Annotated in this window: 15 protein-coding genes; 7 read left to right on the top strand and 8 right to left on the bottom strand. The window is 45.4% G+C overall.

The window, feature by feature from the left end; all coding sequences use genetic code 11:
- Positions 1 to 96: 96 nt before the first annotated feature.
- From R7P36_RS06500 to R7P36_RS06510, 3 genes are all read left to right on the top strand, one after another.
- Positions 97 to 603 (top strand): hypothetical protein, encoded by a 507-nt coding sequence (locus tag R7P36_RS06500; RefSeq protein ID WP_005374788.1) that lies wholly within the window; start codon positions 97 to 99, stop codon positions 601 to 603.
- Positions 604 to 723: 120 nt separating this feature from the next.
- Positions 724 to 2337 carry an alpha-amylase family glycosyl hydrolase gene (locus tag R7P36_RS06505; RefSeq protein WP_318099029.1) on the top strand — a complete coding sequence of 538 codons (1614 nt, stop codon included), beginning with the start codon at positions 724 to 726 and terminating at the stop codon, positions 2335 to 2337.
- Between the two features lie 331 nt (positions 2338 to 2668).
- Entirely contained in the window at positions 2669 to 4285 is a 1617-nt protein-coding gene (locus R7P36_RS06510) for an endonuclease (protein WP_167415833.1), read from the top strand.
- Between the two features lie 99 nt (positions 4286 to 4384).
- Here R7P36_RS06510 and pulA read toward each other — a convergent pair whose 3' ends face one another.
- A complete protein-coding gene (pulA, locus tag R7P36_RS06515) occupies positions 4385 to 8374 on the bottom strand; it encodes a pullulanase-type alpha-1,6-glucosidase (RefSeq protein ID WP_213899070.1) in 3990 nt (1329 codons plus the stop codon).
- A gap of 546 nt (positions 8375 to 8920) precedes the next feature.
- Between pulA and R7P36_RS06520 the strand changes: the two genes are divergently transcribed.
- From R7P36_RS06520 to pdxY, 3 genes are all read left to right on the top strand, one after another.
- Entirely contained in the window at positions 8921 to 10117 is a 1197-nt protein-coding gene (locus tag R7P36_RS06520; RefSeq protein ID WP_213899071.1) for a tetratricopeptide repeat protein, read from the top strand.
- 140 nt (positions 10118 to 10257) lie between these two features.
- Positions 10258 to 10446, top strand: a complete 189-nt coding sequence (locus R7P36_RS06525; RefSeq protein ID WP_031780908.1) for an AbrB/MazE/SpoVT family DNA-binding domain-containing protein — start codon at positions 10258 to 10260, stop codon at positions 10444 to 10446.
- Between the two features lie 101 nt (positions 10447 to 10547).
- Positions 10548 to 11417 carry a pyridoxal kinase PdxY gene (gene pdxY, locus R7P36_RS06530; RefSeq protein WP_213899072.1) on the top strand — a complete coding sequence of 290 codons (870 nt, stop codon included), beginning with the start codon at positions 10548 to 10550 and terminating at the stop codon, positions 11415 to 11417.
- Between the two features lie 65 nt (positions 11418 to 11482).
- Here pdxY and sstT read toward each other — a convergent pair whose 3' ends face one another.
- From sstT to malT, 7 genes are all read right to left on the bottom strand, one after another.
- Entirely contained in the window at positions 11483 to 12700 is a 1218-nt protein-coding gene (gene sstT / locus R7P36_RS06535; protein WP_213899073.1) for a serine/threonine transporter SstT, read from the bottom strand.
- Between the two features lie 356 nt (positions 12701 to 13056).
- Positions 13057 to 14133, bottom strand: a complete 1077-nt coding sequence (rsgA, locus tag R7P36_RS06540) for a ribosome small subunit-dependent GTPase A (protein ID WP_053307966.1) — start codon at positions 14131 to 14133, stop codon at positions 13057 to 13059.
- A gap of 276 nt (positions 14134 to 14409) precedes the next feature.
- Positions 14410 to 14718 (bottom strand): PTS transporter subunit EIIB, encoded by a 309-nt coding sequence (locus R7P36_RS06545; RefSeq protein ID WP_005384641.1) that lies wholly within the window; start codon positions 14716 to 14718, stop codon positions 14410 to 14412.
- Positions 14708 to 15322 carry an SCO family protein gene (locus R7P36_RS06550; protein ID WP_213899074.1) on the bottom strand — a complete coding sequence of 205 codons (615 nt, stop codon included), beginning with the start codon at positions 15320 to 15322 and terminating at the stop codon, positions 14708 to 14710. The genes R7P36_RS06545 and R7P36_RS06550 overlap by 11 nt, the downstream gene beginning before the upstream one ends.
- 9 nt (positions 15323 to 15331) lie before the next feature.
- Positions 15332 to 15757, bottom strand: coding sequence for a hypothetical protein (locus R7P36_RS06555; RefSeq protein ID WP_017820123.1), 426 nt, complete (start codon positions 15755 to 15757; stop codon positions 15332 to 15334).
- Between the two features lie 243 nt (positions 15758 to 16000).
- The gene (locus tag R7P36_RS06560; protein ID WP_213899075.1) at positions 16001 to 16918 is read right to left on the bottom strand and encodes a DUF368 domain-containing protein; all 918 of its coding nucleotides are present in this window, start codon (positions 16916 to 16918) and stop codon (positions 16001 to 16003) included.
- A 578-nt stretch (positions 16919 to 17496) separates the two neighbouring features.
- The gene (malT, locus tag R7P36_RS06565) at positions 17497 to 20205 is read right to left on the bottom strand and encodes an HTH-type transcriptional regulator MalT (protein WP_005374834.1); all 2709 of its coding nucleotides are present in this window, start codon (positions 20203 to 20205) and stop codon (positions 17497 to 17499) included.
- 734 nt (positions 20206 to 20939) lie between these two features.
- Between malT and R7P36_RS06570 the strand changes: the two genes are divergently transcribed.
- Positions 20940 to 23393, top strand: coding sequence for a glycogen/starch/alpha-glucan phosphorylase (locus R7P36_RS06570; RefSeq protein WP_005374836.1), 2454 nt, complete (start codon positions 20940 to 20942; stop codon positions 23391 to 23393).
- Positions 23394 to 23484: the final 91 nt, after the last annotated feature.

Below are 23484 nucleotides of genomic sequence, written 5' to 3' on the forward strand. Positions count from 1 at the left end.
TTTGGCGTTTGATATTTCCATTTTAATAACGATTAATATTTCTTTTAACCGTTGAGTTTATTTTGCTTTGGATATACTAAAAAGGAATTACGTGAAATGAACATGATGAAGACCTCTCTTGCTGCTGCCCTACTTGTTGCCTTAGTAGGTTGTCAATCGACGGCAGAACCAGAAGCGGCCGCAGAGCCTGTTGTTAATATGTCTCAAGACGAAGTGGTTGCTTTCATGAAAGCGTGTGACAACCCAGATAGCACAGCGAAAGGACCTATTTCTAAACCACTATTTGTGGTGGGTACTTTTGCGGATTCCGATTGGAAACACGTGCCTCAGCGTCAATACACCTACAAAGGGAATAATTTCTACCAAGCCGTGGTTCAAGAAAAAGTAGGCTCCTACAAAATGCAGTATGCGACCGAGTTGTGGTTCCCACAATTTACCGCAAAAGGTAATAGAATGAACGTTGGTGAATTAACACCATTAACATTTGGTGGTTACGGTACGGATACTTCGGTTGATATTAAAGAAGATGGTAAATATGTATGGAGTCTTCAGTTTGAAGGAAAAGGTAAACCCGTTCATGTCATGGTAAATAAGTGCCAATAATATTCCATTCAATTATTTACAATCTATTTTTATTTATTAACCCCTGCATGAAACAAATGTCGGGGTTAATTTTATTACTCAAATGTCATTAGTTTATTTGAGTAAGTTAGGGAGAATAAAATGCGTAATATCCTACGTAACCATCGCCTGTCTCGATCGTTGCTTGCGTTAAGTGTGATTGGTGCTTTATCTGCGTGTAATTCTTCTGGTGGTGGCGACACTAATAGCAGCACTCCGCTACCGGATACCAGTTATGCTTGCCAAGCCAATGTCATGGCGCAAAGTAACCAACTTCGTACTTATCAAATCATGGTAGAGAGTTTTGTGGATGGTGATGCGAGCATTGGTCACGGTACAGGTTATGGCACCAGCCATCATAACGGCGATTTGCAAGGAGTGATTGATTCACTCGATTACATCCAAGATTTAGGGATGAACGCGATTTGGTTGACGCCAGTTTTTGAATCGGAAGCGATAGCGGGCCAAGAACACTGGGCCGATCGTCTGGATGCCACGGGCTACTTTGCAACGGATTACTTCACCATTGATCCACGTTTTGGTGATTTAGAAACGGCGAGAACCTTGGTCGAGGAAGCACACAAACGCGGCTTATACGTGTTTTTTGATGGTGTATTTGGTCATCACAAAGATGGTTTGATCAAACCATCTCCCTCCGGTTTGTTGCCATCGGGATCGAGCAATCCCGTTGATTACCCGGCCAGTCTCGATTTCTACAAAGAAGTGGCAACGTATTGGATCAAAGAACTGAAGATTGACGGCTGGCGTTTAGATCAAGCCTATCAAGTTCCGACAGACGCTTGGACACAACTTCGTAAAGCCGTCGATGAAGCCTCACAAAGTGTGACGTACACCAATAGCAAAGGCGAACAAGTGAATCCGTTGGGCTATATGGTGGCAGAGATTTGGAAGGGGGAGTCTGAGATCGCGAATGAGGCGTATGGATCGAACAGCGATCCAGCATTGTGCTCTGCGTTTGACTTCCCTATGCGATATCGCATCGTTGAAACTTTGGCCGTGAATGAGAGCGGCGTGGGTGGTCGCGGTGCGGATTGGTTAGACAACGGCTACAGCACACACAACCAATATCCAACACATGCGCAGCCGAATTTGATGATCGGCAACCATGATTTAGTGCGCTTTGGTGACTTGTTACAGCGCGGAAACTTGGCGGATATGAATGATGCAGAATATTGGTTACGCCATAAAGCCGCGTTTGCTTTCCAAGCGGCGTACACCGGGCCAATCACGTTGTACTACGGTGATGAAATCGGGGATCAAGTGGATGGTTTTGCCGCAAAAGAAGACAACAGCACCTGCGCCATTCAAGGTTTGTGCGATGATCACGTTGCGCGCAGTAGTGCGAAAATTGAAGGCGTGACGGCGACGCTTGATGCAAACCAAGCCGATCTCAAATCTTATGTGACATCGCTGATGACAATGCGCGATGCGCATCCTGCACTTTATCAAGGGTCACGCACGAATTTAGTTGCGAGTAACGGCAGTTATGTGGACTTGAAACAATCTGGTTCGGACAAAGTCTTGTTTGCGCTAAATACCTTAGAGAGCGCTAGAAGCGTCACTCTTACTCAGGAGAGTGTTGGTACTGGTGAGTTGGTGGATTTGCTCACGAATGAAAAAATTACTCCGAGCAATGGTCAATATCAGATTCTGATGTCGCCACTACAAGGACGATTCTTTGCGGTAAAACCTTAAGGAATTATTCAGAATTGATGCTCACCAGTTGAGCTGACCACAAGCTTTCTTATAAACAAGCCAAGTGTTGTTGCTGACCCCCATAGGCGCACACTTGGCTTTTTTCTGTCTGTTTTACTTTTCCCTTAATGGTTTTGCGACGATGTAGCCAACAAGTTGCTTCGCTTTTTGTATTGGCGTTTGTTTTCAGCAGATGGATATTTGTGAGATAAGCTGCACATTAAAAAGTAAATTAACACTTGTGCAACGTAAAAATGTGACTGAAGGATTACTTATGCCCCACTAATATGTTTATCGTGTTTGGGATTTATATAACTAATGGAAAAGTATAATGAAATCCATAACGAACTCCCTCTGTCTCCTTGCTGCTGTTAGCTCGCCGTTTGCATATAGCCAAATTATCAACGGTGACTTTGAACAGTGGAATGGCAATGTACCTACGCAGTGGTCAGAGATTGACGCTGGCATTGCAGTGTCGCCAAGCAGCGAGCAAATCAAATCGGGTGGTCTGGCTGCCCAGGTCGTCGTGAATACAGGTACCCAAAGCAACACCGACTTTTTGCAAACCATTAATGTGGAGCAAGGGAAAACCTATCCGTTTTCTGTCTCGGTTTATCATACCGAAGGAAATGTAAAAGCACGTCTGGTGGTTGATGGTTATCACAATTACTCGAACCCACAACAGATAAACCAGTGGCAAGAGCTCGCGCACAACTACACAGCGAGCTCGAACAAGACCATCAACGTCGGTTTGCGTTTTTACGATGAAGCCAGTTTTGATGGCTCAGAAGTTGTCTACGTCGATAATTTTCAACCGACTGAGACGAGTACACAACCTCCTGTAGAAAATTGTAGTGATCATGAGGTGGTTCTTACACTCACGACGGACAACTATGGCTCAGAAACTAGCTGGGAGTTGAAAAATAGCCAAGCGCAAGTGCTTTTCTCTGGTCAGGGGTATGAGTCGTCAACCTCTGTAGATAAGACCATGTGTTTGGCCGATGGTAACTACCAATTTACGATTCAAGACAGCTATGGCGACGGCATTTGCTGTGGCAATGGTTCGGGGTCTTACGCGTTGAAGGTGGGAGATAAGACTCTTGCTTCTGGCGCTGAATTCTCGAAAAGTGAAACCACCGATTTTAACTTAGGTGACACAACGACGACCCCACCAGTGGTTGATGGTTACTATCAAGCGGCATCTGGTAAGACGGGATACGCTCTAAAAACAGCGTTGTTTAACATTATCAATAATCACTCCAGCCGAGGCTATTCTGCGGTCTGGACCTTGGTAAAAGATGCCGATATTGATCGTTATTATGAAAATGATGGCTCTATTCTCGATATGTACTCTGAAAAGCCATCTGCTAGCGATACGGTAAGCTTTACCAAAGTCACAGACCAATGTGGCCAATACAAAACGGAAGGGGATTGCTACAACCGTGAGCACTCTTTTCCGAAAAGCTGGTTTGGCGGTAAGGTTGAGCCGATGAACTCAGACGGTCATCACTTGTTTGCAACTGATGGTTATGTAAACGCGAAGCGCAGTAATTGGCCATTTGGTGAAGTGGGCACCGCGACCTACGTGTCTAGTAATGGCTCTAAACTTGGCCAAGCAAGCACTAGTCTGGGCTACTCCGGTACGGTGTTTGAGCCGATTGATGAGTTTAAAGGCGATTTTGCTCGTGCCTATTTCTACATGGCAACCCGCTATGAAAATATTGTAGGTAACTGGGAAGGCAATTCAAGCAATGCGGATGCTGTCCTTGATGGTTCAAGTTCAACGGTTTTTGAACCTTGGATGTTAAACATGCTGAAACGTTGGCACAAAAATGATCCCGTTAGTGAAAAAGAACGAAACCGCAATCAACAAGTGTTTGATTTTCAGGGCAATCGTAATCCATTCATTGATCATCCTGAGTTTGTTGAACAGATTTGGGGAAACTAACACCTTTTTGATTTTGGTATCCACCATTTAGTGACGCCAACAAAACAAAGGGGAAGCGTGATGCTTCCCCTTTTTCATTACGGATGTTTTTAAATGAAACTAGTTTTTCGTTACCGTCACGATTGGCGCCGACTTGTCAGCCGCGTTGAAGTGGAAGTTGTAATTTCCTGCTTCTGCAATCGCAATTTTCAGGTTTGCACTACCGCCACCGACTTCCATCGTTAGCGCTTTACCAAGCTCAACACTGCCTTCGCCACCGAAGTTGGTGTCTGCTGCCCAGTCTGCGCTCGCAACTTTCATCTCGTAGTTGCCCGCCGCTAGGTCAATGTCTAGCGAATAAACGTCATTTGCAACATAGCTGAACTTCGCTGTTGAGTCTTGTGCTGGAGCATCCCATGTAGTGATAGTGCCACGTAAGTAAAGTGCTGTTTCACCGAATGTTGGTGCATCTGCTGACTTGGTCACTGACACGACCGGTTTTTCTACGCTTTCATCTTGAACATGCAGCGCGTTCAGAGTGAAGTTGTACTTACCTGTTTCAGCAACAGACAGCTTACAGTTACCTTCTGAACCTAAGTCTAGTGAACCAGAAGCTATATTCGCAGCATCACAACCGATGTTTGGATTTGCCCAACCAGAGTCCGCGAATTTGAACTCGTGCTCACCTGCTTCAAGAACGCCAGTTACAGAGTACATGCCGTTGCCAATAAAGGTCATCGCCCAATCACTGCTATCAGACCACTCGTTCATCGTGCCTTTCACGTAAACAACGGTTTCGCCGTAAGGAGGAATGCTCGATACGTCTTTGTTATCCGTGTTTACTGGCAGGCCAGCACCTTGTGCGCCGTCTTGTGGCTGCACGAATACCGCTGTTGTCAGTGCTGGTACTGTGAACGTTTCATTGGTGAAGCTTGCACCTTTCACGATGTCATCCGCAGAGTTTTGTTGAACTTCATGTAACTCGAAACCAGTTGCGCCAGCAACTTTGAAAGACTTCTCAGTTGATGTTGAGTTCACAACGGCCACAACAGCATCGTAGTTCGAATCTAAATCGGCACCTGCTGATGTACCATCGTCGATAGACATCACAATCAAGCCTTCCACTTGGTCTTTCCCTACGTTGCGGAAGTCCACACGGTTCATCACTTCTTGCGCGGTATCTAGGCGGAACAGTTCGCTTGTGCTACGGATTTTTAGTAGCTCTAGGAATTGTTGCTTAGTCAGCTCGATGTCGGTTGAATCTGGTTTCGCCGTGCTGTCACCAACGATGGTTTTGATCAGCTCCCAGTTTGCACCGTCTTTGTCTTCACGTGGTAGACCAACGTTCCAGTTATTGTCGCTTCCGTCGAAGAATACACGGTTGAACCAGTCACCAGAATCGTACGAGTCGCGCTGCATGGATTTAGAGCGCAATAGCTCAGAACCCATGTGGATGAATGGAATGCCTTGACCAAGCATCACCGTTGATAGGGACACAGACTGCATACGTGCACGCTCGGCAGATGAAGTGCCTGTCGCAATCTTGTAGGCGTTGTTATCCCACAATGTTTGGTTGTCGTGCTTAGACACGTAAGAGATGTTCTCTGATGGCACTTTTGTGTAGCCTGCAGGCGCACCATTGTAATCAACGTTCTTACCCAGTTTGGTTTCGCCTTTGTAATCAAGAAGGATGTAATCAGCCAAGTTACCAGCCATACCTAGACGAACCAGATCTTGGTTGTGTAAACGACCATTCACCGACTCTGCGTCAGTTTTGGTTTCTTCGTTAGGATAAGCGGCGTTACCAAAGCCTTGGTTAAAGCGAAGTGGGTGCTTACCTTCAGAATCTACACCGCCATCAAACGGGCTTCCGCCACGAACTGCGTCACGCAGACGATCAGAGAAAGTACCGATTTCTGTTCCCGCCATGTTGACTTGTGTCGCCTGATCGAAGCGAGCGTTTTGCGCGACTTCACCAAAGTCCCAACCTTCGCCGTAGAACAAGGTATTCGGGTCAATTTCACGGACTTTTTCAAGTGCGTAAACCATCACATCTTTCGGCTGGTGGCCCATAAGGTCAAAACGGAAACCATCGACTTTATAGTCATCCGCCCATACCATCAATGAGTCAACCATTAGTTTACCCATCATCAAGTTCTCGGTTGCGGTGTTATCACAACAGGTTGAGTTTTCGACTCCGCCAGTGTTGACGTTTAGACGGTGGTAGTACCCAGGGACAATCTTATCCAGTACTGATTTTTCGTTCACACCAGATGCATTTGTGTGGTTGTACACGACGTCCATGACCAGTTTCAGATCCATTTTATGCGTCGCTTGAACCATTTCGCGGAACTCAAGAATACGCTTAGACCCGTTAGGATCGGTCGCATAACTGCCTTCCGGCACGGTGTAGTGGTAAGGGTCGTAACCCCAGTTGAAGCTGTCTAGCATGCGAAGATCGTTCATCAACGCTTGTGCTTTGCCCGTTGTTGGGTCGTAGCTATTTAATACCTCTTCAATTACTTTGCCGTCATCTTCGGTCTCACAAATGGAGGCTTCTGGCTTGATGCCACAAAGTTTACCCACGGTGTCGGTGATATCGACTCGCTTGTCAGCGTCTTCATCCACGGTTGCAATATCAAATGCTGGCAAGATATGTAGCGTTGTTAGGCCAGCATCTTTTAAAGCTTGCAAGTGAGATACAGACTCACGCTCAGGTTCTGTAAGCGCCAGATATTTGCCATCAAGACTTGGTGTGCCTTTGCTGTCGTTAAAGCTGAAATCACGAATGTGTGACTCGTAAAGGACGTGGTCTTCGTCTTTTTTAACCGTTGGGCGTGCGTAGTTTTTCCAATCTTGAGGCATTAAGCTTGGATCATCTAAATCAACCACTTGCGAGTATCGTGAGTTCTTAGACAAGCTCATTGAATATGGGTCTGTTACCAAACGCGTTTCAACGACGCCAGTTGTTGGGTGGTATACCTTAACTTGGTAGCGATAGTATTTGTTGACAACGTTGCTTTGTGCCTCAGAAACCCAGATACCTGTTGCTGGGTCTTCCGTCATGGCAACGGTCGCTTCTTCTGCTAAGTTTTCATCGTAGATTATCAGATCAACATCTTGGGCAGTTGGTGCCCATAGTTTGAAGGTTGCGGCACCGCCTTCCACAATCGCACCGAGTTCTTGACCGATCGCGTTACCTGCCTTGGAATCGGCAAACACCGCATCCAAAACGCCCGGTTTTTGCACTTCAGTTGCAGAAATGACGTCACCATTTGCGTTGTAAGCCACCATAACGATTTGTGACTTCAGGATCGTACGCAAGGTCGCGTTATCGACATCGATACCTGCAGCTTGAAGGCTAGCAAGGTGACGGAAGCGTGATTTTAGACCATCAGACAACTCACCAGCTTTTGTCAGCTCAACCGCTGTACCGCCAGAGATTTGCTTATCTTCATCCATTTTGATGTCATTGCTAAGGCTGTAGAACAGCTTCATGGAATCCGCACTGGTCGCCGCTTCCCATGCAATGGTGTTGGCGTCTAACCAATGGGCTTTTTGACCATCAATATCAACAGGGCGCTCTTCTATTGGCTCGTAGTAAAGTTCACTGCTGCCGTGGAAGCCAAACAAACCTTTCGATTCGCCGATTTTCGTTAACTCTACTTTTGAGTTTGCGCTGCCGAACGCTTTCTCATCACCTTTGTGCAGAATGAAGTTCATGCATTCGTGTGGGTCAGAGGCGTCTGGGTTTATTTTCAGTACGTAGTAAGCACCGTAGGTGTCGTTGATGCCATCGAATGGGTGTGGCGCAGACCAATCCGTTCCTGTTCCCGGAATGCCCATTGCGTCTAAATCTGTGCTGGTACAGCCCTCACCGTTCCATAGGTGCAAGCCCCAACCTTCGTAGTCGCTTGCTGTTGAAGCTGATGCTACATCACGTTTGTAATAAATGACGACTTCGTTCTCTCCCGCAGGGTACAAGCCTGAGCCAGGGTTCGTCGTATCTTCGTTCGTGCTATCACTACCACAACCGCTGATTACCGCGACGGAAATCAAAGGCAGTACGGTTTTGGCAATTGTTGATAATTTAAATGTCTTATTGTCCACGTTTACAAATCCATTGTTATTGAATTGATATTGAGCTGCGCGCTGCCTTCGCTGACTCAATCATCAAGAAGGTTTTGCACACGCTAGAAAGGCAGATGCCAAAAAAGGAAATGTTCAATTAGATGCTAATACACTGAATCATCAGCAAAATGTGAGAGCAGGCTGTTAAGTTTTTTACAGATGCAAATTTTCTGTCACAGTCGATTTTGTTCACAAATTAAATAATAAAATAGGCGCATAGTGAGAGATTCTGCACATCATTAAAATGTAAATTTTTATGGGATGAGTAAGGGGGGATGATAGGGGATGAGAATGTCTCAGCCCCAAAACCGTGATTAAGTTCTATAAAAATGAGGGCTATATTTTTCTTTTAAAAATAAGTTGCAGTGATGTTGAATAAAATACCGCCATTAAGTCTTCGCAAGCTTCAGATTTTCGCTAAGTGGTCGTTATATAATGAAGGTAGTCGGCGTTATGTCGGCGCGTAATCATAAGATTTCCCTGAAAGGGAGTTGAATTGGGCCCTGAAACCAAAAGAGGCTATTTATGAGTAGTATGGGCATTGCCATTGCGGCAACTGGCCTTTCACTCGTCCTGATATTTGTGTGGATGATCTCGTTGTCGATGCGGAAACAGAGACTCGAGGCAGAGAGGAAAGCTCGCGAAGCCGCTTATCGAAAGGCGATGCATAAAGCGCGAGAGCAAGAGCGTAAAGAGCGAGAGTTCAAAGCAGAAACCGGGCATATCCCCACCATTTTATTTCTAGCGAAAGAAGCCGAAAAGGACAACATTCGTCAAGCGCTGTATTGGTATGATAAAGCCGCTAAACTGGACAATGTGACGGGGATGTACGGCATTGTTCGCTTAAGTGAACACATGCGCGAAGATGTGATTTTAAAAGAGCAGGCAAACTTCTGGCGTACCGCAATTGCGGGAATGGAAGGGGATACCGAAGCGAAATTTTCGACGGGCAAGGCCTTGGTCTTTGGTCGCGGAACTGAAAAAAATATCCCAAAAGGTAACCAACTGATTGAAACTGCCGCCGAAGAAGGCTGCATTGATGCCATGATTTATATGGGGGAATGGCAGCTTTCACCAGACAATAGTGCAGGACGCAGTGCAGATGCGCTTTACTGGTTTATGAAAGCGGCGGAAAAAGACAGTGCGGATGGCAAAATCCAAGTCGGCTTATGTTACCTAAATGGCATTGGTACAGAAAAAAGCATGGTTAAAGGTTGCTACTGGCTGGAACGGGCCGCGGAAGGTGGCAGTGCTAAAGCGATGTATCATGCTGGCGAAGCGTGGAAGGATAAAGGTAAAACGGGTAATGCAATTGCTTACGTTTGGCTGTTTCTTGCTGCTAATATGGGCTACCAACCTGCACGTACGTTGCGTGATGAAGTGGCAACCAATATTGGTGTTGATGTTGTCGTTGGATTGCAGTCCATAGCGAAGCCGTTGCAAAGAAAGCTGGCCTCAGGAATGGTTAGAAAGCACTCTATTATTCGAGCCCTTAACAAAGTGTACAAACGCGAAGCGTATTTTCCTGCGGAAGAGGAGCTCAATGCGGTGTTGAATGATGAGAATAAAGACGCCTCCGAAGCTTGGGAGGAGACATCAACACTAGATTTTCAGCCTAAGATGACAACGGTAACAGCAGAAGACCAGGCAAGCACATCGCCCAACGAAAAAAAACTCTCTAAAGATGCGCTCGATTTCACTCAAAACTTCCTTCAGCCATAACCTATCTTATCCAGAAGCCTCAAGATTGAGGCTTTTCTTTTGTCTTTAAAATGTTACGCCAAATCCAAGTCAGCTCAACGTATTTGAGGCTAGACATCCAATGACGTGAAAACTCATTTTCGACATTTGGAGGACGAAAGATGATAAGTCAACCTGTTAAAATCGGTGACGACACCGCCGTAGTCATTCCAAGCGTAATCCTGGCTCAGCTCGGGATAAGGGAAGGAGATACCCTAGAAATCGCACTGAATAAAGACAAAATGGAAATTAAGAAGATGGTGTTGAAAACCAACGTTCCAACTTACTCTGAAGATATTGAGGAGAATTGAGTTAGAGAATCTTGGTTTGTCGGATACACTACTGGTTTCGCAAAACTGGCGCTTGCCGCTGTCTTTGAACTATCGATAACTACAATAAGAGGTAAGGTACTATGCAAGGTATCCTCTCTATACAATCTCATGTTTCTTTTGGTCATGCTGGTAACAGCAGTGCTGTTTTCCCAATGCAACGCATGGGTTTCGAAGTATGGCCGATTCATACCGTTCAATTTTCTAACCACACGCAGTATCAAGAAGGCTGGACTGGGCGAGCGTTTGCGGCTGAAGACATCAGCGAGTTAGTTCGTGGACTTGGTAACATCGGCGCGCTGGAAAAGTGCCAAGCGGTATTGACGGGCTACCAAGGTAGCGCAGAGCAGTGCCTTGCTGTTGAAGATACCGTGACGAAAGTGAAGCAAGCGAACCCGAACGCACTTTACGTTTGCGACCCTGTGATGGGCGCGCCAGACAAAGGCTGCATTGTGGCTCCGGGCATTGCTGAAAATCTTCTAACGCGTTTGATGCCAATGGCGGACGTGATCGTTCCGAACCAATTCGAGCTAAGTCAATTTGCTGAGATGGAAATCCACTCACTAGAAGATGCGATCACCGCATGCCAACGTGCGCTAGAGAAAGGTCCAAAAGTGGTGCTAGTTAAGCACCTTTACTGCCTAGAAAATGGCAGCTTTAACATGCTATTGGCTACGCAAGAAGGTATTTACCTTGCGAAGCGTCCTCAATTTGAGTTTGCTAAACAACCTGTTGGCGTGGGCGATCTTATTTCAGCTATTTTTACCGCGGGACTCTTAAAAGGCTGGTCTCCTAAACAAGCTTTCCAACATTGTCATGACGCGTGCTACGGGGTGTTAAGTGCAACGTATCATGCAGGCGAATGGGAGCTGCAAACTATCGCGGCGCAGCAAGAGTTTGTTGAACCAAGCAAACACTTCCCGATTGAAGAAGTGGCTCTGGTCACCGCATAATTGAGCGCAATTAAACAAAAAAGGGGAGCCATCATCGGCTCCCCTTTCTATTTGTTCTGTCAGTCTTACTGAGCTTTTTGCTGCTCTGATTTACAAACTGCTGCCGTAAAGACAACGTCTGTTGAGCTGTTTAGCGCAGTTTCAGCAGAGTCTTGAATCACACCGATAATGAAGCCAACCGCTACAACCTGCATTGCTACGTCGTTTGAGATACCAAACAGGCCACACGCAAGTGGGATAAGTAGTAGAGAGCCACCTGCAACACCTGATGCGCCGCATGCAGAAACCGCAGCTACAATACTTAGAAGTAGCGCAGTCAGTAGATCAACTTCGATACCCATAGTGTGCACAGCTGCAAGCGTTAGTGTTGTGATAGTGATTGCAGCACCAGCCATGTTGATGGTCGCACCTAGAGGGATAGATACTGAGTATGTATCCTCGTCCAGTTTTAGTTTCTCACATAGTGCCATGTTTACTGGAATATTCGCCGCACTTGAACGAGTGAAGAACGCAGTTACACCACTTTCACGTAGACAACGGAATACAAGTGGGTAAGGGTTTTGTTTGGTTTTAACGAACACGATCGCTGGGTTTACAACGAGTGCGATGATCATCATTGCGCCAAGAAGAACCGCCAGAAGGTGTGCGTAGCTTGCTAGTGCGCTAAAGCCCGTTGTCGCAAACGTTGAAGCAACCAAGCCAAAGATACCAAATGGTGCAAGACGAATGATAAAGCGCACAATGTGAGACACGCTGTGGCTTAGATCTTCAAATACGGCCTTCGTTGTTGCCGATGCGTGGTGTAGTGCAAGACCCAGACCCACACCCCAAGCAAGAATGCCGATGTAGTTTGCTTCTACTAGTGCATTTACTGGGTTGTCGACCAGTTTAAACAACAGTGTGCGTAGAATTTCAGCAATACCTTGAGGAGGCGTTGCACCTTCAGCGCCGGTGACAAGCGTTAAATTGGTCGGGAAAAGGAAGCTTAGAACCACTGCTGATAGCGCCGCGAAGAATGTACCCATCAGGTACAGTACAACGATTGGGCGCATGTAAGTGTGTTGGTTTTTCTTTTGGTTTGCAATTGAAGCGGCAACCAAAATAAACACAAGAATTGGCGCGATCGCTTTAAGCGCACCGACAAAAAGGCTACCAATTAATCCCGCGATTTCGGCATGGCTTGGAGAAATTGTCGCGAGCAAAATACCAAAGACGATACCGACAAGGATCTGGACGACGAGGTTACCACGAGCATATCGGGCAACGAGGCTGTTGTGTTGCATACATCATTCCTGCAATTTTATGCCAGAGTGGCAGGGCAATAGTCCATCATTACACGGCGATAATGCCCTTATATTGCAAGGGGTGAGCATTGCTTCTGGTCACTAAGACACATGATTATCAATTATCCTGTTTTTATAAATTCAGCCATTTTCTTGCTGAATATCACATATCTTAGCTTGGTAATATTTTGTGTCTAGTTTTAGTTTGTTTTTGGATTAAATGTTTGCTCAATGTTATTTAAATAAGATTTTTATGTTGAAAATTATCATTAGTTATGAGTAATGGTTTTTAATAAAGTTGTTAAAAAGGAGACTTTCGTCTCCTTTGATTTTATTGACAACTCAAACGCAACAAATTAATAACTTTGTTGGCGCCTGCGCTTATCATTCATGGCATTGCGAGCAAGTTTACCGAATTGTCGACTTTGTGCTCGTTGCTCTGCCAAAGTCGCACCGTTAAAGGCTTGTTCTCGCAATAGTTTTTGATAGTTATTGAAACGACGAACTTCCAGTTTGCCATTTTCAATCGCAGTTTGAATTGCGCAACCCGGCTCAGTTTGATGCTGGCAATCACCAAAGCGACAACGCTGAGCGAGAGCCTCAATGTCAGAAAACGCCTCACTGACCCCCGATTCACAATCTGCTAGTTGAAGCTCGCGCATTCCCGGAGTATCAATCAAGATGCCGCCATCAGGTAATAGATGGATAGAGCGCGATGTAGTTGTATGTCGACCTTTGCTATCGTCTTCACGAATATGCCCAGTTGCCTGTTCTTGTTGCCCGAGTAATGCATTAACAAGAGTTGATTTGCCAACGCCTGAAGAACCGATAAAAGCGAGGGTTTGTCCTTCTTTGCACCAGGTCATGAGTTTAGAAGCACTCTCTATTTCTAAGCCGTTGACTGTCTCTATAGCTAATAGAGGGTCGAGCTTCTGTACTTGGCTTTTTAGTTCATCAGTATTGTCACACAAATCGGCTTTGGAAAGCACGATGACGGGTTCGACTTCGGCTTCATGAGCCAAGGCAAGATAGCGTTCAATACGACTTAAATTGAAGTCGTCGTTAAGGGAACAGACGATAAACACTGTATCCACATTGGCTGCGATGAGTTGCTCTGCCACTTTGCTGCCAGCGGCTTTGCGGCTAAAGAGGCTCAAGCGATCCAGTAAGCGAACAAATTGCTGATCTTCATTTAAGATTACCCAGTCTCCGACGGTCATGTTGGGTAAAGAATGGTGGGCATTAAGATGAACTTGCCCAGTTTCTGTTGCCAATAAATAACCACTTCGGTGGTGCGCAATCACACGAGCAAAGATAGTGTTGTCGTAATCGTCTAATGTCAGTTGTTGCTGAAAAAATGGTTTCCAACCCAATTGTTTTAGAGGGTTTGAAGTTGAAACTAATGTGTCACAAAAAGTATGTGTTTGATTCATTATTGAATTATCCCAGACGCAACAAAGCGCCTTAATACAAATCGCATTAGGGTCTAATTCGGATAGAGTTGACCCCGGTGAAGACCGGGCAGAGAAGGGGAAGTTGTGGTTATGCCACAGAGTTGGTGCTGTTAGGGTTACCCTTGCGATGCCCAGTTAGTGTTATTCAATACAATCATCTTGTGTCCTCTTCGTTGGTTAATAAATAAGTGAGTTAATTAAGCCAAAAGAGTATAGCCGCCGTTTTTTAAAGAGGGTAGCTATACTGCAAAAATATTAACTTTGTTTTGTGATGCGCTCTTCCATAATTTGCGAATACGTGTTGGCTTTTAAGCCGTATATGATTTGGACATGACGATCATCCAATATCACGACGCCATGCGCGCCATGATTTTTGAGTGCGTTCTTATCGATGACGGACGTCGCTCTGAGGGTAAGACGCAGCCGAGTCGCACATGCACCAGTTTCTAGCAGGTTCTCTATGCCCCCAATGGCGTCAATGATCGTATCGACGTCTTGTTCGACATTGGGGTTGGTATGAGTTAGGAAATTGAAAAATTGCTTCAGCACTGACTTAACCGTCATTTGAAGAGCCTTCGGTCGTTAGTTTTGAAATGGCTTCAACAATCGGTGCCGGCGAGAGCGTATGCGGTACTTTAGTGATTAACGTGCCATCCGGCTTCAAGAAGTAAAAGTAAGAGCTATGATCCAGCGTGTACTTTAGTTCCGAGCCTTCCAATTCTGTCTTGCGGAAAATGACACCATAGTTGTGTGCCAAAGGTGTCGTTACATCAAGTGGTGCCGATAGGCCTTCAATCATTGGATGGAAGTAATGGGCATATCTTGCTGATGCATCGGCCTCATCACGCTCTGGATCTAAAGAAATGAACATCGGGCGTAGTTGCGCTTTTTGCGCGTCGTCAATTTGATTCAGTGCCCCTGCCAGCATTGCAAGAGAAGTTGGGCAAACGTCTGGGCAGCGAGTAAAGCCAAAATAGACAACTCGGATGCGAGGGTCATTCACATCGAAGATATTGACGGCTTGGTTATTTTCCCCAAACAGTACCGTTTGTTGAGAGGTGGAGCTGTCCACTAGCTCTGGCTTCGTGTTCTGATTATCTAAATAGCTCTTTACGCCAAACCCGAGTGCGAAAGCAGCTACGAGAAATAGGGACCAATTGCGGCTCATAACGATTCCTTATCTTTGCATTTTTATAGCAGGGTAAACGGTATTCTCTCCATCACTGAGTTCACCAACCCAAGTCATTGCATCCTCCGTGCAAACCGGGAGAATGATGTCACCTTGATATTGGCCAGGAGCGATTTGCTTCAGCAAAAACTTAGGCTCACCCATCTCCATTTCTCTTCCTGAAAGACTTAGGATGAGTTGCTTAGCATCGCTTGTATGCCACTCAACATTTAGAGTGGTAGGAACCAAGGGTTGAGCAGTTTCTGAGTTTAGCGTCATCGTAACATTTTCTTGGACGCAAGAGGTTGTAGAGAGAAAGCAGTATTCATCTATTGACTTGCTTTGAGTGGAAGAAGAAAAGCTTTTTATTAGAGTCGGGGCATAAAATCCCGCAACTAATGCGGCTGAAACAGCGGCGATTTGTAACACTTTCATTAAGGTTCAGCATTTATCACTTAACATTACGAGCATCGTAGCACAGATGCGCCGCTCGCCAACTCGTGACCTCAGTAAATTGTGCGTTATACCTCGGTGACCAGCTTCCTAGTAACGCGACGGACTTTATTGCATCAAATACAGCAGAGTTTTCAATTGAGATGTTTTGCCCTTAGCCAATAGATAAAAACGGAGCCAATTGGCTCCGTTTTTATTTGGTTCAGTATATGTTTGATACCAAAGTTATTTATCTGAATCTGCGAATTTCTCTAGACCCAAAACCAGCACAATGGCTGCAAGCATCATTACGACAGCAAGTACTAACTGAGAAGGTTGTGATGTTACGTGTTCAAATTCAAATGGTGATAGGTTGTGCTGTAGCAATGGCACTTGTTCGCCCTTCGAATTGGTGCGCCAAGTGATGGTTTCTTTCCATGGCCAAATCTTTGGCAACGTACCAATCATTAATCCAGTCAAAAATATCAGGGTGAAATCACGGAACTTGCGTAGTAACCACGACAATAAGTGAGAGAAGGACAGTAAACCGATCACGCAGCCAGACAAAAATAGCGCTAATGTATCGACTTGAAAACCTTTCACTGCGGCTAATACAGGAGCATACATGCCAATCAGCAGCAAAATAAAACTGCCAGAGATACCCGGCAAGATCATCGCACAAATCGCGATAGCTCCAGCGAATAAGGTGTTAATGGCCGTTGGTTCCATGTGTAAAGGTTTGAGCACAGTAATACTATAAGCAAACCCGACACCAACGAGCAGAATGACAAAGCGGACAAGATCGCGTTGCTCAACCTGACGAATAATGTGATACACAGAGACCAAAATCAGACCAAAGAAAAATGACCAAAGTGGGATCGGGTGTGTGTCAAGAAGCCAAGTAATCAACTTTGCTAGCGTTGCAATACTGGTGAAAATGCCGGCAAACAGAGCGATAAGGAAGAATCCGTTGATGTGATTAAACGCGGCTTTAACCCCTTCTTTTCGCCAGATAGAGAAAAGTGAGGGGTTAATGCGTCGAATGCTTTCAAGCAGCGTATCGTAAATACCAGTGATAAACGCGATGGTGCCGCCAGATACACCAGGTACAACATCTGCTGCACCCATGGCGATTCCCTTGAAGAAAGTAATTAAGTAGTTCATTGCTCTAATGCTAAGTCGTTTCGATGGCAGAGAGTATACAAACATTGCGATGAAAAAAGTATGAAATAGTGCTGTAACTACTTGGTTTTATATCCAATCTATTGCCTATCTTTATTACCCGCCAAGAGACAATGCCGCCGTAACGAGCTTTTAATGCTTGGTTTACATTTTTGAGATGATTAACTCTACTATCAATTATCAATCTTGGTTGCATTGTGCAATTGCAATTTGCATTATCAAATTGCATTTTGATAATTTGCGCGTGAATAAATCCAGCTTATATGAGATCTTGTGCCCAAAAATAAGTCTTTGCATTTTGGCATGATTAATGCATAATACTGCTCGACCCTTCTTAAGCCGAGGGTCACCTAGCCAACTGACGTTGTTAGTGAATACAATTTGTTCACACTAAATATAAGCCAATCGCGATTATTGCGGTTGGCTATTTTTTTATATGAACAACGTTACTTACGTGCTTTGCAAATTGCACTTCTCTTACTGTCAGTCATAAAAAAGGGCTGACGTGTTACGCCAACCCTTGTGTTTTACTTTACGTTTTAACCCGTTTATCGAGCAGTTCAGTATCCCATCAACTGCAGCAAATTTTCAGCTGTCACAATGGCTTCTTTACGATTAGCAATATTAAGCTTTTGGTACAGGTTGCGAATGTGGGTTTTAATTGTCGTACCTGCCACATCCAGCTCTTGTGCGATTTGCTCGTTACTAAAGCCTGAATAAATCAGCCCCAGAACCTGCCATTCGCGTTGTGTTAATGGGCTGGTACGTACTAGCTCTGGCACATTAGGGTGATTCACCAACTTTTCAATAAAGTCTTCATCAAAGTGAATCGACCGGCTACGTTGATTCGATGAAATGTCCTTCATTAACTGTTGAGCACGGTGACGCTCAAGATCGCCCAGTTCATGTCGGAGGCTCAACTTCTCCAGCAGACCGCCAATGGTTGCACCATCAATCAGGAAGTTTCCGACCATGCCAGTTTGGTTCGTCATTACTAATGCTTCTTTTAACAGAGCCTTGGCTTGCTCCTCATCTTTTTGGCGAGCAGAAAGGACCGCTTCAACCACTAAGTTGCGATTAGTATCTGTGATTAGGTTAGTGCGACGAGCTTCACCTTGGAGAAAATCTAACGCAGCACGAGCGTCGGTATATTGGCCTAAATTAATGTGGGCGCGAGCAATGTTACGCCATTGCAATTGAGAAAAGTGGTTGCATGCCGATTCAGGACGAACCGCAGTGTTGAGCCATTCTTGCATTGCATCGGTATTCCCGCGCGCTTGCCAAAATAGAATCAACGATAGTGAAGCGTTTGCAGTCCAATCTACGTGATAAGTCGACTGTTTCATCAAGTGCTGTATATGCTCAATGAATTTACCTGCTTTGTCTAATTCACCGCGTCCAATCGCAATACGCGCCAACATCGAATAGCTATGTAAGTGCTTGCTTGGTGAATGGTTTTCGAGAATTTGCAGACCTTTGTACGCGCATTCTTCCGCTTCATCAAGTCGGTTCCAGCACCAAAGTACTTGCGCGCGAATACGCAGCAAAAATTCATGAAGAGGAACATGCTGAAGCTGCTGATCTTCAATCAGACGAAATGCGGAATCTTGTAGTTCAAAGGCAGCTTGCACGTAACCTTGTGCAATTAAAATCTCGCTTTGCTGCAATATTGCCCATAACGCTTGGTGATATACCTGATACTGACGAGCTAGCTTTTCAGTTTGTTGCATCATCGGCAAAGCACGGTCTAGTTTACCTAGCACGTGGTTAACTTCACCAACAACCGAAGTCGCCACAATTCGGCTACGGTAAATTGTGTTATCAAGTTGGCTAAGCGCTAGCTCCGCTAATTCGAGAGCTTTTTCTGGTTGGTTACTGTTGATAGCCACTTGAGCAAGCAACGCGTTTGCTTGACCTTGATAATGAATATCTAACGCAATGTTACGCTTTTTGTGTTCCTCTTCCGCTTCTTCAAGCAGGTGGCCCACTTGGTTATAACGATGCTGACTTTGAGCCAACCATGCTCGGAGCATCGTAAGTTTTGGGTGGCTGAACAACAGATCATCGTCCAACTTGTTAATTGAGCTTTCCAGTGTGCTGAGTTCGCCTTGGTTAAACATCTTCCAGCCGAATTCGTTTAGGATCTCTACCACTAAGTCCTTATCATTCGATTTTTGTGCATGATGAATCGCTTGGTGTGGTGCTTTTTGTTGTAACCAAGCGATAGCAGCATTGCGGTGGAGATCTTTTTCTTGCTGAGGAATACGAGCTTGGCGCTCATGCGATAAAAACTCGCCAAATAAGTTATGGAACCGGAACCAGTTCTGTTCCCCTTCGAGCGGATAAATGAATAAGCCGTAACGGTTAAGCGATTCAATCATTCCCAGTGCATCTTCGCGTTGGGTAAGGGCAAACACTAGCTCATCATTGAAGTGGTCAAGCACGGATACTTGCATTAAAAAGTGACGAGTTTCGTGATCGAGTAAGTCAAACACTTCTTCGACCAAGTAATCCCACAAATGCGCGTGATTGAACTGCGATACCGACTCTACAGTTTGCGCCAATGTGCGGTTTTGATGTTGGGCTTGTAATGCGATCAACTGCATCGCCGATGGCCAACCTTCAACATAGGTTCTTAGGCTGTTCGCCATGTCTTCATCAATACCATCGGCGATACGCTGGTTAAAGAAGCGAGTGGTTTCTTCGGTATCAAACGCCAACATCTCGTTGCCAATTTCGATCATTAAATCACGAACACGTAAGTTTGCAGTGCCTAGAGGCGGCGCTGCACGACTGGTTACCACAACGGTGAGGTTGTCTGGCATGTGCTTTAAAAAGAAACGCATGGATTCATGGATTTCATCATTCGTGATTAAATGGTAGTCATCAAGCACCACGTAGCACTCTTGATGAAAGTCAGCCATTTCTGCGAATACTTCGCTAAATAGGGAGCGTAAAGACGAGATCTGACGTTTTTCCGCCAGTTTTTGTGCGTTAGCGCAACTGAAGTTGGTGGCTTTGTTTAATGCTTGAAGCAGATAGTTTACAAAGCGAAAGCCGTCGTTATCGCTGTCATCAATGCTGTACCAACCGACGTTTGGCTTATCGGATAGCCACTGCGCTGCCATTGTTGTTTTTCCGTAACCTGCTGGGGATCGGAATAAAACCAATTTGTAGTAAGGCGCTTGCTGTAGTAAGTCCAACACTCGTGGGCGCACGATGGCATTGTGCAGGCGTCCTGGTCGAGTAAGCTTAGATGGAATCCACATTAGTAGTTATGTCCTTATTTATGTATACCCAAATGACAGCAACGTGATCATTCTAGTAAAGCCCCCTTGAAAGCCGTCTTACTGAATGATGCCATCAGCATCAAAAACACTGTTTGAATACCGGATAATGTCGCTACTATTGGGGCTTGCGTCCGTCTGAAAAACCATTCCATACGGTCACTTAAATATAAAAGCTAGCGAAAACTAGAAATAACTCACATCGCCTAATTCTAGTTTGTATAAAAAGCGTACAATCCTGTGAGCTGAGAGGGATGTTACGACATCAGAAATGTTCGTTACTTTGATCCACTTCCTAATTCTCAAGGGTTGATGGATTTACCATCAACTACGCCCTTTATTTGTGATTGTCGTCACTTAAATATCGTTTGTTTCGTTAGCGTTAAGATCGCGTTGCACATAGATTACGAAAAGTTCTTCTACGCTGACCGAGTTAATGTGACCGATATTACAATTTTCACATCATCAGATGAGTGGACTATAAAAAGCGTCATGAACGGGTTTTAACCTTTCTCACATTCCATTGTGATCAAAATCACTAAGAACTGGTGCAAAGTTCACTTTGTTGAGATTTGGATCACTAACCTAGCAATGGTACCCCCTCTACGCCCTCAGCCCTCCTCCTTCAAAGGATGAGAATTAGGAGGATGTTTATTCACAGAGGTAAATGCACGATGTATGGCAGATGAATTACCAAAAGACGTGAGAATTTCGTAATGAAACCTACTCAACAAAAACAATTTGACAAGAAGTCGTTCCAAGAAAGCGTAAAGAAACACCTATCTGTAACTTACGCTCATACGATTGAAAACGCAGACAGCCGAGCATGGTACCTAGCAATGGGGCATGCTCTGGCTGAATTTACTACTCTAGATTTGCTTGCGACAGAAGAAGATCCGCGCATTAAAAGTGCGAAGAGCGTTAACTACCTTTCGCTAGAATTCCTTATCGGTCGTTTGACTGGTAACAACCTAATCAGCATGGGTCTGTACGAACAAGTAACAGAAGCAATGGCTGAACTAGGTTACAACCTAACTGATCTGCTAGAAGAAGAGCGCGACCCATCATTGGGTAACGGTGGCCTTGGTCGTCTGGCTGCGTGTTTCATGGATTCATGTGCGGCACAAGAATTCCCAACTGTCGGCTATGGTTTACATTACGAATACGGTCTATTTAAACAGTCATTCAAAGATGGTCGCCAGCAAGAAGCACCTGACGCATGGCGCGGTGTAGAGGGCTACCCCTGGGAAATTGCGCGTCCAGAACTTGCGCAAGAGATCGGTTTCTACGGTCACGTTGAAGTGATTAACGAGAACGGTAAAGAAGTTCGCAAATGGGTACCAGGCATGACAGTAAGAGCAATGCCTTGGGATCTGCCAATTGTGGGTTACGAATCAGACACGGTTTACCCGCTACGTCTTTGGGAATGTCAGGCGATTGCACCATTCTCACTAGCAAGCTTTAACAATGGTGATTACTTCGAAGCTCAGCACGCACTGATCGACGCAGGTAACATCACTAAAGTGCTTTACCCGAATGACAACCACGAGAAAGGTAAAACACTGCGTCTAATGCAGCAGTACTTCCACTCAGCAGCGTCTGTACGTGACATCCTACGTCGCCACGAAGCTGCGGGCTACTCGCTAGCGGATCTACCTAAGCAAGAGACTATCCAGCTTAACGATACACACCCAACGATTGCGATTCCTGAACTAATGCGCATCCTGATGGATGAAAAAGGTTTAGCTTGGGAAGCGGCTTGGGAAATCAGCTCTAAGACATTTGCGTACACCAACCACACGCTACTTCCAGAAGCACTAGAGACATGGCCAGAGTCGCTAATCCAGCACCTGCTACCACGTCACATGGAGATCATTTACGAGATCAACCACCGCTTCCTACAAGACGTACGTGCAATGTGGCCGGGTGATGTCGCGAAGCAACAGAAGCTTTCTATCATCGAAGAAGGTTTCCACCGCATGGTTCGCATGGCAAACCTATGTGTAATCGGCTCTTACGCAGTAAACGGTGTAGCAGCACTTCACTCTGAATTGGTTAAGAAAGACCTATTCCCAGAGTTCCACGAAATGTACCCGACACGTCTACACAACGTAACGAACGGTATTACGCCACGTCGCTGGTTGAAGTTCTGTAACCCAGGTCTGTCTCAGCTTATCACTGAGAAAGTCGGCCCAGAATGGCCAGCGAAACTAGAGCAACTTGAAGGTATTGCGAAGTACGCTACTGACGCGACATTCCAAAAAGAATTCATGGCAGTGAAGAAAGAGAACAAAGAACGCCTAGCAACTTGGGTGAAAGAGAACATGGGTATCGAGCTCGATACTAATGCAATCTTCGATGTTCAAATCAAGCGTCTGCACGAGTACAAACGTCAGCATCTAGACTTGCTACACGTACTGTCTCTGTACCACCGTATTCTTAATGAACCAGGTTTTGAGTGTACGCCACGCGTTGTGTTCTTCGCAGCAAAAGCAGCACCGGGTTACCACCTAGCGAAAGAAATCATCTTCGCAATCAATAAGATTGCAGACAAGGTGAACAACGATCCTCGCATCGGTAACAAGCTGAAAGTGGTATTCATCCCTGACTACCGCGTGAGCATGGCTGAAATCATTATCCCTGCGGCTGACGTTTCTCAACAAATCTCGCTAGCGGGTAAAGAAGCATCAGGTACAGGTAACATGAAGATGGCGCTAAACGGTGCGCTAACTATCGGTACAATGGATGGTGCAAACGTTGAGATTCGTGAGGAAGTAGGCGATGAGAACATCTATATCTTCGGTCTAGATGTTGAAGGTGTGAAAGCGCTGAAAGCTCAAGGTTATAACCCATTTGATTACTACAATGCGGATCACTTACTCAAAGCGTCCATGGACCTACTACTGGGTGAAGAATTCACTCCAGGTCAACCGGGCCTACTACGTGCAACGTACGATAGCCTGCTGGATGGCGGTGACCCATACCTATGTCTTGCGGACTTCGCATCGTATGTGAAAGCGCACGAAGACATGAGCGAACAATATAAAGATCAAGCTGGCTGGGCGAAGAAGGCCATTCTTAATACCGCCCTTGTTGGCAAGTTCACGTCAGACCGCTCAATCCGAGACTACGTGAACAATATCTGGAAACTTGAAGCGGTGAAACGCTAATAGAACCTAGTTAAGACCAAGGTAGCCAAGCGCTACCTTTGGTCATTTTCCAAAAGAAGTTATTGATAACAATAAAACCCTACATGGAAGG

This window comes from Vibrio sp. 397 (assembly GCF_033339395.1).
GTDB classification, from domain to species: Bacteria; Pseudomonadota; Gammaproteobacteria; order Enterobacterales; family Vibrionaceae; genus Vibrio; species Vibrio alginolyticus.

Coding starts and splice junctions, on each gene's coding strand:
- R7P36_RS06500 (WP_005374788.1), top strand. CDS start 97: ATGAACATGATGAAGACCTCTCTTGCTGCTGCCCTACTTGTTGCCTTA.
- R7P36_RS06505 (WP_318099029.1), top strand. CDS start 724: ATGCGTAATATCCTACGTAACCATCGCCTGTCTCGATCGTTGCTTGCG.
- R7P36_RS06510 (WP_167415833.1), top strand. CDS start 2,669: ATGAAATCCATAACGAACTCCCTCTGTCTCCTTGCTGCTGTTAGCTCG.
- R7P36_RS06520 (WP_213899071.1), top strand. CDS start 8,921: ATGAGTAGTATGGGCATTGCCATTGCGGCAACTGGCCTTTCACTCGTC.
- R7P36_RS06525 (WP_031780908.1), top strand. CDS start 10,258: ATGATAAGTCAACCTGTTAAAATCGGTGACGACACCGCCGTAGTCATT.
- pdxY (WP_213899072.1), top strand. CDS start 10,548: ATGCAAGGTATCCTCTCTATACAATCTCATGTTTCTTTTGGTCATGCT.
- sstT (WP_213899073.1), bottom strand. CDS start 12,700: ATGCAACACAACAGCCTCGTTGCCCGATATGCTCGTGGTAACCTCGTC.
- rsgA (WP_053307966.1), bottom strand. CDS start 14,133: ATGAATCAAACACATACTTTTTGTGACACATTAGTTTCAACTTCAAAC.
- R7P36_RS06545 (WP_005384641.1), bottom strand. CDS start 14,718: ATGACGGTTAAGTCAGTGCTGAAGCAATTTTTCAATTTCCTAACTCAT.
- R7P36_RS06550 (WP_213899074.1), bottom strand. CDS start 15,322: ATGAGCCGCAATTGGTCCCTATTTCTCGTAGCTGCTTTCGCACTCGGG.
- R7P36_RS06555 (WP_017820123.1), bottom strand. CDS start 15,757: ATGAAAGTGTTACAAATCGCCGCTGTTTCAGCCGCATTAGTTGCGGGA.
- R7P36_RS06560 (WP_213899075.1), bottom strand. CDS start 16,918: ATGAACTACTTAATTACTTTCTTCAAGGGAATCGCCATGGGTGCAGCA.
- malT (WP_005374834.1), bottom strand. CDS start 20,205: ATGTGGATTCCATCTAAGCTTACTCGACCAGGACGCCTGCACAATGCC.
- R7P36_RS06570 (WP_005374836.1), top strand. CDS start 20,940: ATGAAACCTACTCAACAAAAACAATTTGACAAGAAGTCGTTCCAAGAA.